This is a genomic window from Aeromonas bivalvium, from assembly GCF_000819765.1.
Taxonomy (GTDB): domain Bacteria; phylum Pseudomonadota; class Gammaproteobacteria; order Enterobacterales; family Aeromonadaceae; genus Aeromonas; species Aeromonas bivalvium.
Genome location: NZ_CDBT01000035.1, coordinates 52,420 through 63,491 on the forward strand (window position 1 = coordinate 52,420; position 11,072 = coordinate 63,491).

Below are 11,072 nucleotides of genomic sequence, written 5' to 3' on the forward strand. Positions count from 1 at the left end.
AAGGGGCCGGTGAGTGTTCACTCGGCCAGCCAGATGATGGAGGCCATGCGGCCGGTCTGACCGTCACGACGATAAGAGTAGAAACGTTCGGCATCGCTGAAGGTGCAGTGCTCGCCGCCATAAATGGCGGTGACACCGGCGCGGGCCAGACGCAGCCGGGCCAGCTGGTAGATATCCGCCAGCCACTTGCCCTCATTGCTGGAAGGCACGAAGGCGGCAGCCGCCTCGCCCTGCACCGCCATAAAGGCCTCGCGCACCTCGCTCCCCACTTCAAAGGCCGCAGGGCCGATGGCGGGGCCGAGCCAGGCCAGGATCTCCCCAGGCTCGCAGCCCATGGCCCGGATGCTCGCCTCCAGCACGCCACCCTCTTCATTGCCCAGCAAGCCGCGCCAGCCGGCATGAGCGGCGGCCACCACGGTACCGGACCGATCACAGAACAGCACTGGCAGGCAGTCGGCGGTCATCACTATGCAGGCCAGCCCGGCCTCGTGGGCGCAGGCGGCATCGGCATCCGGTGCACTCTCATACCGCTTGCTGACCCGATGCACGGCGATGCCATGCACCTGATTGAGCCAGTTAAGGGGCTCGGGGATCCCCGCCGCCAGCTGCAATCTGGCCCGGTTGTCCTCTACTCTGGCGGGTTCGTCGCCCACATGGGCCCCCAGATTGAGGCCGTCGAAGACCCCCTGGCTCACGCCACCGTCCCGGGTGGTGGAGAGGGCTCGCACCCGCGCCGGGGCGGGCCAGTCCGGTTGAATGGTCTTCATCTGTCACTCCTTTATGCGGCCTCTGCCTGCTGCCATAAAAAGCGGGGCACCCACTGGGTGCCCCGCCGCCATGCTCACGGGATCTGTGCGACCCTGACCCTCAACCCCAGATCAGGTCATCCGGGTTGGCCAGGGTATCGGCGCGCATCGCCGCCATCAAGTCCACCATGTCCTGAGGGGTGGGCGAGTGCCACTGCATCACCTCACCCGTGATGGGGTGTGCCAGTTGCAGCATGGTGGCGTGCAGGGCCTGGCGATGGAAGCCCCGCAGCGCGGCGGTCAGCTCAGGGGTGGCGTTGCGCAGCAGACGCATGCGACCACCATAGACGGGGTCGCCCACCAGCGGGTGCTTGATGTGCGCCATGTGAACCCGGATCTGGTGAGTACGACCGGTTTCCAGCCGCAGTCGCAGCCGGGTATGGCCGCGGAACTTCTCGTGCACCCGATAGTGGGTCACGGAATCACGACCGTTGGGAATGACGGCCATATGGGTACGCTGGGTCGGGTGACGGCCGATGGGAGCGTCGACCGTGCCCCCAGCGGTCATGTGGCCGATGGCGACCGCCTCGTACTCACGGGTGATCTGGCGCGCCTGCAGCGCCTCCACCAGATGGGTCTGGGCGGGGATCGTCTTGGCGATCACCATGAGACCCGTGGTGTCCTTGTCCAGACGGTGCACGATACCGGCGCGGGGCACCTCGGCGATGTCGGGGTAGCGGTGCAGCAAGGCGTTGAGCACGGTACCGTCCGGCGTGCCTGCCCCCGGGTGCACCACCAGACCGGCCGGCTTGTCGATCACCAGGATGTGTTCGTCTTCGAAGACGATGTTGAGGGCTATGTTCTGGGCATCCCAGCGGGTGTCATCTTCCAGCTCGACCGTCACATGGACCTGCTGCCCGGAGATGACTTTCTCCCTTGGTGTGTTGGCAACCTGACCATCCAGGGTCACTCTGTCTTGCAGGATCCACTCCTTGATCCGGGTGCGGGAGTAGTCGGGAAATATTTCTGCCAGAGCCTGATCGAGTCGCTGCCCGAATTGGTGATCCTGGAATTCGCCTGTTAATTCAATATGCTGGCTCATGTATGGTCTCTTGAGCGGGGGTTTCAATTCGAAATAATCCGGGTATTCTAGCTTTTCTTTTAGCCAAGCATAACGGATACTTTGCCAATTTCGTGGAAATGGACCGGATGTTGTTGATGGGAAAGAAGTCTCACCTGCTGATGTCGCTCGCCTTGGTCGCTACCCTGATCACTGGCTGTTCCAGCACCAAACCCAAGGTTCCCGACGAACCGCCGGAAACCCTGTACCAGAAAGCACGCCTCAAGCTGGATGCCGGCAACTATGTGAATGCCATCGAGTTATTGGAAGCATTGGACTCCCGCTACCCGTTCGGAGCTTACTCCAACCAGGTGCAGCTCGACCTCATCTATGCCTACTACAAACAGGATGACACCGCCCAGGCGACCGCCAACATCGACCGTTTCATCCGTCTCAATCCGGCGCACAAGAACATCGATTACGTCTTCTACATGCGCGGCCTGACCAACATGGCGGCAGATTACAACTTCTTCCAGGATCTGTTCGGCATCGATCGGGACGACAAGGATCCCTCCTACGCCCGCCAGGCGTTCCAGGATTTCAAGACCCTGCTGCAGAACTACCCCAACAGCAGCTACGCGGCCGATGCCCGTGCCCGCATGATAGGCCTGAAGAACCGCCTCGCCCGCTACGATCTCAGCGTCGCCCAGTATTACGTGAAGCGTGATGCCCTGATCGCCGCCGCCAACCGGGCCAAGCAGGTGGTCGAAACCTATCCGGACACCCCCCAGACCGAAGAGGCGCTCGTCATCATGATCGAATCTTACGAGACCCTCAAGATGCCGACCCTGGCCCAGCATGCCCGAGAGGTGCTGGCCAAGAACTACCCGGAGAACCGCCACGCCAAGGGTTGATGGCGCTGCAACTCCCCACGAAAAACCGATGGCCATGGCCATCGGTTTTTTTGCCTGACGCTGGGGCGGCGGGCCGCTCGCTCCCGCCGCTGGCTCAGTTGCGCTGCTTGGCCCGCATGATGTTGATGATCTCGATGTCGGTGTCCAGCATGCCCTGCCTGGAGAGCTGCCCCAGATTGGCGATGGTCTGATCCACGTCGTCGGAGACGATGCCCTCGCTCTGGGGCACCCTCAGGTTGTTGACCGCCATCAGGGACGACTTCACCGCCGCCGAGGTGGAGGTGGAGACCTTCATGGAGCAGGCGCTGCCGGCGCCGTCGCAGATGATGCCGGACACATCCCCAATCATGTTGTTGATGCAGTGGCTGATCTGCTCGAACCTGCCGCCCAGCAGCCAGGTGATGGCGGCGCCGGCTCCCATGGCGGCCGTGCTGGCGGCGCACAGGGCGGAGAGCTTGTTCTGATACATCTTGATATAGATGGCCACCAGATGGCTCATCACCAGCGCCCGGGTCAGCTGCTCCTCGCTGGAGCCGAGGAAACGGGCGGCGGCGACCACCGGCATGGTGGCGGCGATCCCCTGGTTGCCCGAGCCCGAGTTGGACATGGCGGGCAGCATGGCGCCATCCATGCGCGCGTCCGACGCGGCGGAGGAGAGGCGCATGGCGAGCGTCATCAGATCGTCGGAGAGCAGCTTGCGCTCAACCTGATCGGTCAGCATCTTGCCGATACTCAGGCCATAGCCCTGCAAGCCTTCGTCCGCCAGGGCCTGGTTCATGGTGGCGGCCTCACCGATGAAGGCAATCTCGGCGAGCGGCACCTCGAGGGCAAACTCGACTATCTCCTTCAGGGTCAGGGCGGGACTGGCCGATCTGGCTGGCTGGATCTGTACCCCGGGGGCGCTGGCCTGGGTCATCAGCACCTCGCCATCCTGCTCCATCAGCACGATGCGGGTGTGATCCGTGCAGATCACCACCCGGGCGCTGTGACCATCGGCTTCGGCCAGCACCTCGGCGTAGAGCACGTCGGGCACATCCTTCACGTCCACCTTGATGAGGGGCAGCAGCGCCTTGGCGGCGTCCACCTGCGCCGGGGTGAGGCCCTTGAGCACCTCCAGACCCGCATCCGGGTTGCCCCCCGTGATGCCGACCGCGGCAGCCACCGGCAGGCCTATCATGCCGGTGCCGGGCACCCCGACCCCCATGCCGTTCTTGAACAGGTTGCCGCTGACCCAGACGCTGATGCGGGTCGGATCCTGCCCCAGCAGCTTGCGGCAGTTGGCGGCGGCCAGGGCCACCGACATGGGCTCGGTACAGCCCAGGGCAGGCACCACTTCGCGCTTGAGCAGGGCAATAAATTCGATCCATTGTGACTTCATCTGCGTGTGCTCCATGGTCGGGCGCTGCCCCTCTTTCATCTCATCAAATATGTATTATTGCGGAAAATCTCAAATTTAGTTGAGTCGCCCCGCGCGGATGGCAGGCATTATGCCCGACTTTTGAGCGATTGCCACGGTCGGGTGGTGACGCTGGCGTCACCTGGCTATCGAGTGATGCCCGAGGCGACAGGCTGAGCGATACCAGGGGCGGCCGGGGACGTGCGGACATGAAAAAGGGGGGCCTGAGCCCCCCTGGATATGCGTTGCGAAACAGGCGATCAGAGCGCCTTGAGGATCGCCTCGACGCTGGCCTTGGCATCGCCAAACAGCATCTGGGTGTTGTCCTTGAAGAACAGCGGATTCTGCACACCGGCGTAGCCTGTGTTCATGGAGCGCTTGAAGCCGATGACGTTCTGCGCCTTCCACACTTCCAGCACCGGCATGCCGGCGATGGGGCTGCCCGGATCTTCCATCGCAGCCGGGTTGACGGTGTCGTTCGCACCGATCACCAGCACCACGTCGGTGTCGCCGAAGTCTTCGTTGATCTCGTCCATTTCCAGCACGATATCGTACGGCACCTTGGCTTCCGCCAGCAGCACGTTCATGTGGCCAGGCAGACGACCGGCCACCGGGTGGATACCGAAGCGCACCTTGACGCCGCGCTCGCGCAGCTTGTGGGTGATCTCGGCCACCGGGTACTGGGCCTGCGCCACCGCCATGCCGTAGCCCGGGGTGATGATGACGGAGTGGGCATTCTTGAGCATATCCGCCACGTCTTCGGCATTGGTCTCGCGGTATTCACCCATCTCCTGATCCGCCGTGGAGGCGACACCATCGGAGCCGAAGCCACCGGCAATGACGGAGATGAAGGAGCGGTTCATCGCCTTGCACATGATGTAGGAGAGGATGGCACCGGAGGAACCCACCAGGGCACCTACCACGATCAGCAGGTCGTTGGAGAGCATGAAGCCCGCCGCCGCCGCCGCCCAACCGGAGTAGGAGTTGAGCATGGAGACCACCACCGGCATGTCGGCGCCGCCGATGGAGGCGACCAGATGCCAACCGAACGCGAAGGCGATCAGGGTCATCAGGATCAGCGCCATGGTGGAGCCACCGACGTTGACGAAGTAGACCAGCAGCGCCAGGGAGACCAGCACCGCCAGCAGGTTCAGCTTGTGGCGATGGGGCAGCATCAACGGCTTGGAAGAGATGAGACCGCGCAGCTTGCCGAACGCCACCACGGAACCGGTGAAGGTCACGGCACCGATGAAGACGCCCAGGAACACTTCCACCAGGTGGATGTTCAGCATGGCACCGGAGAGGTGCTCGGCCTGTACGGCCTGGGCCGCCTGCTCGAACGCCGCCCGGGCCGCGGCCAGGGTCGCATCCAGGTTGGAGCCGACGGAGACGACCACTTCAGCGGGCGCGGAGGGGTGCAAGTCGATGAAGCTGTTGAAGCCCACCAGCACCGCCGCCATGCCCACGAAGCTGTGCAGCACGGCCACCAGCTCGGGCATCTCTGTCATCTCGACCTTGAGGGCCAGACGCACGCCGATGGCGCCGCCGATCACCATGGCCAGCACTATCCAGTGCACGCCACTGGTTTCCGGGTTGAGTACGGTGGCGATGAGGGCGATGGCCATCCCCGCGATACCGAACAGGTTGCCATGCTTGGCCGTTTCTTGCTTCGACAGTCCCGCGAGACTGAGGATGAAGAGCACGGCGGCAACGATATAGGATGCTGTTACCAGTCCTTGAGACACGTTAAACCCCCTTAATCCTTACGGAACATCTTCAGCATGCGCTGAGTGACGGTGAAGCCACCGAAGATGTTGATACTGGCAATCAGCACGGCGACAAACGAGAGCGCGGTGACGAGCGTTGAACCCTGACCAATCTGCAGCAGAGCGCCGACCACGATAATGCCGGAGATGGCATTGGTGACCGACATCAGCGGCGTGTGCAGGGCGTGAGAGACGTTCCACACCACGTAGTAACCGACCACGCAGGCCAGGATGAAGACGGTGAAGTGGGAGAGGAAGGCGGCAGGCGCCACCGCGGCCACCCAACCGAAGGCGGCGATGCCGAGGGCACCGAACACGAACTTCTTGTTGGAGGGCTTCTTCTCTTCGGCCTTCTTGGCCTCGACCTTGGCGGCAGGCTTCTGCGGCGCGGCGGAGACGGCGATGGCGGGGGGCGGGAAGGTCACGTCACCAGCCTGGATCACCGTCATGTTGCGCTGCACCACGTCTTCGAAGTCGATGGCGACGTTGCCGTCCTTCTCCTTGCACATCAGCTTCATCAGGTTCACCAGGTTGGTGCCGTAGAGCTGGGAGGATTGGGCAGGCAGACGACCCGGCAGATCGGTGTAACCGAGCACCTTGACGCCGTTGTCGGTGACATGCAGTTCACCCGAGACAGTGTATTCGCAGTTGCCGCCGGCCTGGGCCGCCATGTCCACGATGACGGAACCCGGCTTCATGCTGTCCACCATCTCTTTGGTGATCAGCTTGGGTGCCGGCTTGCCCGGGATCAGGGCGGTGGTGATGATGATGTCCACTTCCTTGGCCTGCTGGGCGAACAGCTCCATCTCGGCCTTGATGAACTCTTCGCTCATCACCTTGGCGTAACCGTCGGAGGAGGAACCATCCTCGCCGCCGAAGTCCAGCTTGAGGAATTCGCCACCCATGGACTCGATCTGCTCGGCCACTTCCAGACGGGTGTCGAAGGCACGCACGATGGCGCCGAGGGAACCGGCAGTCCCGATGGCAGCCAGACCGGCGACGCCGGCACCGATCACCAATACCTTGGCAGGCGGTACTTTACCGGCGGCGGTGATCTGGCCGGTGAAGAAGCGACCAAACTGGTGGGCGGCCTCGACCACGGCGCGATAACCGCCGATGTTGGCCATGGAGGAGAGGGCGTCGAGGGACTGGGCACGGGAGATCCGCGGCACCATGTCCATCGCCATCACATTGATGTTGCGCGCGGACAGCTTCTTGACCAGCTCGGGGTTCTGGGCAGGCCAGATGAAGCTCACCAGGGTGGCACCATCCTTAATTTCGGCGATCTCGGCATCGGTCGGCGCGTTGACCTTGAAGACAAGGTCGGCTTGCCAGACGCTCGGCACCACGCTGGCACCGGCCGCCTCGAAGGCGGCATCATCGAAGCTGGCCAGCTGGCCGGCACCGGCCTCGACAGCCACCTCGAAGCCGAGCTTTTTCAGCTGCTCGACGGTGGCCGGGGTCGCTGCGACCCGGGTCTCACCGGCGAGACTCTCTCTCGGTATTCCAATCTGCATGACTATTCCCTGATGGTTAATAATTAATCGCGACCTAGTGTCTCATTTCTGGCGAAACAAGGCGCGGCCAAATTGCAGGCCAAGGACTCTTTGTTATGAAAATCAGCAGGCTCTCCCGCAACCTCCTGTCATGGTCAGGCCCCCGCTTTTCAGGTGCGAAGGTGATTAGTATCAAATTTTGGAGTTTTATTACAACCACGGTCCCGGGCGGGCGGGTAAAGAATTCGGTCCATCGTGAACCCTGATTAAAAAAAACAAACCAAATTAGAGGCTTAATACCAGCAAAATGCGCTGAAAAAAGTGATCCAACCAGTCAAAAAAAATGTTTTGCCGGCCCTCTATCTTAGCGTTTTTTGTTCTTATGAAATCCGCCGTTGGCTCACCGGATGAGGCGAAAGGGGAAAAAGTAACCTTTTTGTAACGACAGAGGGACCCAGCCCCCGCCATCGGGCGGGTTCGGGTCCCCTGATTCAGTCCCCGGCAGCGCCGGGGATCCGCGCTCGCCTGTTACCAGGCGGCTTCATAAATATGCCGACTCTGTACCAGGTCGATGTCGCCGTGCTCGCCGAGGGCGGTCATGCCGTGCTCTTCGAGCTTGGCCAGCAGGGTGTCGATGTTGGCGTCGGCCACGTAATCCCGCAGCCGGGTCTTGATCCCCATCCGCTCGAAGAAGTCGCGGGTGGCTTTGATCGCGCCGTCGATGAGCTCCGCTTCGCTGCCGCTGCGCAGATCCCAGACCCGCTCGGCGTATTGCAGCAGCTTGGCGCGCTTCTGCTCACGTTTGGCATCGAGCAGGGCGGGCAGCACCACCGCCAGGGTCTGGGCGTGGTCAAGGCCGTGCAGGGCGGTGATCTCGTGACCCAGCATGTGGGTGGCCCAGTCCTGGGGCACGCCGGCCCCGATCAGGCCGTTGAGCGCCAGGGTGGCGCTCCACATGATGTTGGCGCGCACGTCGTAGTTTTCCGGCTCCACCAGTGCCTTGGGGCCCTCTTCAGCCAGGGTCAGCAGCAGCCCTTCGGCGAAGCGATCCTGCACCTTGGCGTTCACCGGGTAGGTGAGGTACTGCTCCAGGGTGTGGATGAAGGCATCCACCACGCCGTTGGCCACCTGGCGGGCCGGCAGTGTGTAGGTGAGCACGGGGTCGAGCACGGCGAAGCGCGGCATCACCAAGGGGGAGAAGAAGTGCTGCTTGTCCCCTGTGCTCTTGCGGGTGATGACGGCGCCCATGTTCATCTCGGAGCCGGTGGCCGGCAGGGTCAGCACGCTGCCCAGGGGAATGGCGGAGGCCACTTCGCCCCCCACGGTCTCGAGGATGTGCCAGGGGTCTTTGGCCGGATCATAGTGGGCGGCCGCGGCGATGAACTTGGTGCCGTCCAGCACGGATCCGCCGCCCACCGCGAGCAGGAAGTCGATCTTCTCGGCGCGAGCCAGTTCGACGGCGCCCATCAGGGTCTCGTAGGTGGGGTTGGGCTCGATGCCGCCAAATTCAAACAGGGTCAGGCCGGCCAGCTCGCTGCGGATCTGCTCCAGCAGGCCGCTGCGCACCACGCTGCCGCCGCCGTAGGTGACCAGGATGCGGGCGTCGGCCGGGATCTGGCCGCGCAGCTGGGCCACCTGGCCCTTGCCGAACAGCACCTTGGTGGGGGTGTGCAGGATGAAGTTGTTCATGGGATCTCCCGGGGTGATCGTAGTCGGTAAGGTATGGATTGCATTTTTCTCTTATAACTACCTACCATCAAGGGAGCTTTCTGCCGATTTCTTGCCTATTTCTACTGAGCCTGGATAAATGAGTACAAATCAGCCCGTCGTGGCGACCCACCAGTCCGCCCTCGCCAGCCGCCTCGCCGCCCTGGCGCCACACCCGGGGATCACCGCCGCCCCCGTGCCCGGCGTGCACCTCATCTACACCACGGAGCACCACGATCGCATCCCTGTGCTCTACCGGCCACGGATGATCATCATCCTGCAGGGGCACAAGGTGGGCTATCTCTCGGACTTCACCTTCCGCTACGACCCCGAGCACTACCTGATGATGACACTGCCGCTGCCCTGCGAATGCGAGTGTTTCGCCTCCCCCGAATCCCCCCTGGTGGGGCTCTCGGTGGAGATCGACGTGGCGGCGCTGCAGGCCCTGCTGCTGGAGATGGGGGACGCGGCCCCCGCCCCGGCGGAGCCGGGTCGCGGCGTGGTCTCCGTACCCCTCTCCGAAACCATGCTCTGCGCGGTGGAGCGCCTCATCGACGTGATGGACAAGCCGCTCCACGCCCGGGTGCTGGGGCCCCAGATAGTGCGCGAGATCCTGTTCCACGCCCTGCACGAAGGGGGGGCCCCTGCCCTGCTGGCCATGGCCAGCCGTCACAGCCAGGTGAGCCAGATCGCCCGGGTGCTGCGTATCATGGAGCAGCGCTTTACCGAGAACCTGACGGTGGAGGAGCTGGCCCGGGAGGCAAACATGAGCGTCTCGGCCTTCCACCACCACTTCAAGGCGGCCACCGCCACCTCGCCCCTGCAGTACATCAAGACCCTGCGCCTGCACCGGGCGCGGCTGATGATGCTGCACGACGGCCTCAAGGCCGGGGTGGCGGCGGACAAGGTAGGCTACGAGAGCGGCTCCCAGTTCAGCCGCGAATACAAACGCTTCTTTGGCAACACCCCGAGCGAGCACGCGGCGCGCTTTCGCTCGGGACAACTGCGTATCGTGGAGGGATGACATGCGCACACTGATCCTGCTCGCTCTGGCCCTGCTGGCCACCGCCTGCACCGGCATTCCACCGGGGCACCAGGTGGTCAAGCCCTTCCAGCTCGACCGCTATCTCGGCACCTGGTACGAGGTGGCCCGTCTCGATCACAGCTTCGAGCGCGGCCTGAGCCGGGTCACCGCCAACTACAGCCTGCGGGATGACGGCGGCGTCAGGGTGCTCAACCGAGGGCAGGACGAACAGGGGGAGTGGCGCGAGGCCGAGGGGCGCGCCTACTTCGTGGGCGAGCGCGACGAGGGGCGCCTCAAGGTGAGCTTCTTCGGCCCCTTCTACGGCAGCTACAACGTGCTGGCGACGGACTATGACCTCTCCCTGGTGAGCAGCTACAACCTCCAGTACCTCTGGATCCTCTCCCGCACGCCCCATCCCCCCAAAGAGAAGGTAGAGGCCCTGGTCGAGCGGGCCAGGGGGCTCGGCTTTGCCACCGACCAGCTGATCTGGGTCAGCCAGACACCCTGAACCCGCGAGCATGAACAAGGGCAGCCCATGGGCTGCCCTTGTTCATGGAAAACCGAGCCGTGGCTCAGAGCCGGAAGCGGCCCACCTCCTGCTCCAGCCGCTCGGTCAGGGACTTGAGCTCGGCGGCCTGGGCGGCCTCCTCCCTCGCCTGCGCCGCCAGATCCTGGGAGACGTGACGGATGTTCTCTGTGTTGCGGCTGATCTCGCCGGTGACCGAGGTCTGCTCCTCGGCGGCCGCCGCTATCTGGGTCGCCATGTCGCTGATGGCGCCGATGGCCTCGTTGATCCGCGCCAGGCTCTGGTTGGCGGATTCGGCGTCCTCCACGCTGGTGCCCGCCAGCTGACGACTGGTCTCCATGCCGCCGACGGCACGGCGTGTGGTCTGTTGCAGGGCCTCGATCATCTGCTGGATCTCGGCGGTGGAGTCGTGGGTGCGGCGCGACAGCACCCTCACC

Annotated in this window: 10 protein-coding genes; 3 read left to right on the plus strand and 7 right to left on the minus strand. The window is 63.5% G+C overall.

Annotation, left to right across the window (positions count from 1 at the left end; genetic code table 11):
* Positions 1 to 17: 17 nt before the first annotated feature.
* Both pgeF and rluD read right to left on the minus strand, forming a co-directional pair.
* A complete protein-coding gene (gene pgeF, locus BN1119_RS11465) occupies positions 18 to 767 on the minus strand; it encodes a peptidoglycan editing factor PgeF (protein WP_041997919.1) in 750 nt (249 codons plus the stop codon).
* A 100-nt stretch (positions 768 to 867) separates the two neighbouring features.
* A complete protein-coding gene (gene rluD / locus BN1119_RS11470) occupies positions 868 to 1,848 on the minus strand; it encodes a 23S rRNA pseudouridine(1911/1915/1917) synthase RluD (protein WP_041997921.1) in 981 nt (326 codons plus the stop codon).
* Between the two features lie 116 nt (positions 1,849 to 1,964).
* Between rluD and BN1119_RS11475 the strand changes: the two genes are divergently transcribed.
* Complete coding sequence (locus tag BN1119_RS11475) at positions 1,965 to 2,720, plus strand: outer membrane protein assembly factor BamD (RefSeq protein ID WP_041997923.1); 756 nt, start codon at positions 1,965 to 1,967, stop codon at positions 2,718 to 2,720.
* A 94-nt stretch (positions 2,721 to 2,814) separates the two neighbouring features.
* On the opposite strand, the gene BN1119_RS11480 is transcribed toward BN1119_RS11475, so the two are convergent.
* The 4 genes from BN1119_RS11480 to yqhD form a co-directional block, all read right to left on the minus strand.
* A complete protein-coding gene (locus BN1119_RS11480) occupies positions 2,815 to 4,113 on the minus strand; it encodes an L-cysteine desulfidase family protein (RefSeq protein WP_041998084.1) in 1,299 nt (432 codons plus the stop codon).
* A 263-nt stretch (positions 4,114 to 4,376) separates the two neighbouring features.
* Entirely contained in the window at positions 4,377 to 5,861 is a 1,485-nt protein-coding gene (gene pntB / locus BN1119_RS11485) for a Re/Si-specific NAD(P)(+) transhydrogenase subunit beta (RefSeq protein ID WP_041997926.1), read from the minus strand.
* A gap of 11 nt (positions 5,862 to 5,872) precedes the next feature.
* Positions 5,873 to 7,399 (minus strand): Re/Si-specific NAD(P)(+) transhydrogenase subunit alpha, encoded by a 1,527-nt coding sequence (gene pntA, locus BN1119_RS11490; protein ID WP_041997928.1) that lies wholly within the window; start codon positions 7,397 to 7,399, stop codon positions 5,873 to 5,875.
* A 507-nt stretch (positions 7,400 to 7,906) separates the two neighbouring features.
* Positions 7,907 to 9,067, minus strand: a complete 1,161-nt coding sequence (gene yqhD / locus BN1119_RS11495) for an alcohol dehydrogenase (RefSeq protein ID WP_041997930.1) — start codon at positions 9,065 to 9,067, stop codon at positions 7,907 to 7,909.
* Between the two features lie 118 nt (positions 9,068 to 9,185).
* On the opposite strand from yqhD, the gene BN1119_RS11500 reads away from it, so the two are divergent.
* Entirely contained in the window at positions 9,186 to 10,109 is a 924-nt protein-coding gene (locus BN1119_RS11500) for an AraC family transcriptional regulator (protein ID WP_041997932.1), read from the plus strand.
* Position 10,110: 1 nt separating this feature from the next.
* Positions 10,111 to 10,617 carry a lipocalin family protein gene (locus BN1119_RS11505; protein ID WP_041997934.1) on the plus strand — a complete coding sequence of 169 codons (507 nt, stop codon included), beginning with the start codon at positions 10,111 to 10,113 and terminating at the stop codon, positions 10,615 to 10,617.
* Positions 10,618 to 10,681: 64 nt separating this feature from the next.
* Here the strand turns inward: BN1119_RS11505 and BN1119_RS11510 are convergent.
* The coding region (locus BN1119_RS11510; RefSeq protein ID WP_244463729.1) for a methyl-accepting chemotaxis protein at positions 10,682 to 11,072 on the minus strand (391 nt) is incomplete at its 5' end.

Bases quoted from the DNA above. Each gene is read 5' to 3' on its own strand.
- BN1119_RS11505 (WP_041997934.1), top strand. From the start codon at position 10,111: ATGCGCACACTGATCCTGCTCGCTCTGGCCCTGCTGGCCACCGCCTGC.
- BN1119_RS11475 (WP_041997923.1), top strand. From the start codon at position 1,965: ATGGGAAAGAAGTCTCACCTGCTGATGTCGCTCGCCTTGGTCGCTACC.
- rluD (WP_041997921.1), bottom strand. From the start codon at position 1,848: ATGAGCCAGCATATTGAATTAACAGGCGAATTCCAGGATCACCAATTC.
- BN1119_RS11500 (WP_041997932.1), top strand. From the start codon at position 9,186: ATGAGTACAAATCAGCCCGTCGTGGCGACCCACCAGTCCGCCCTCGCC.
- yqhD (WP_041997930.1), bottom strand. From the start codon at position 9,067: ATGAACAACTTCATCCTGCACACCCCCACCAAGGTGCTGTTCGGCAAG.
- pgeF (WP_041997919.1), bottom strand. From the start codon at position 767: ATGAAGACCATTCAACCGGACTGGCCCGCCCCGGCGCGGGTGCGAGCC.
- pntA (WP_041997928.1), bottom strand. From the start codon at position 7,399: ATGCAGATTGGAATACCGAGAGAGAGTCTCGCCGGTGAGACCCGGGTC.
- BN1119_RS11480 (WP_041998084.1), bottom strand. From the start codon at position 4,113: ATGGAGCACACGCAGATGAAGTCACAATGGATCGAATTTATTGCCCTG.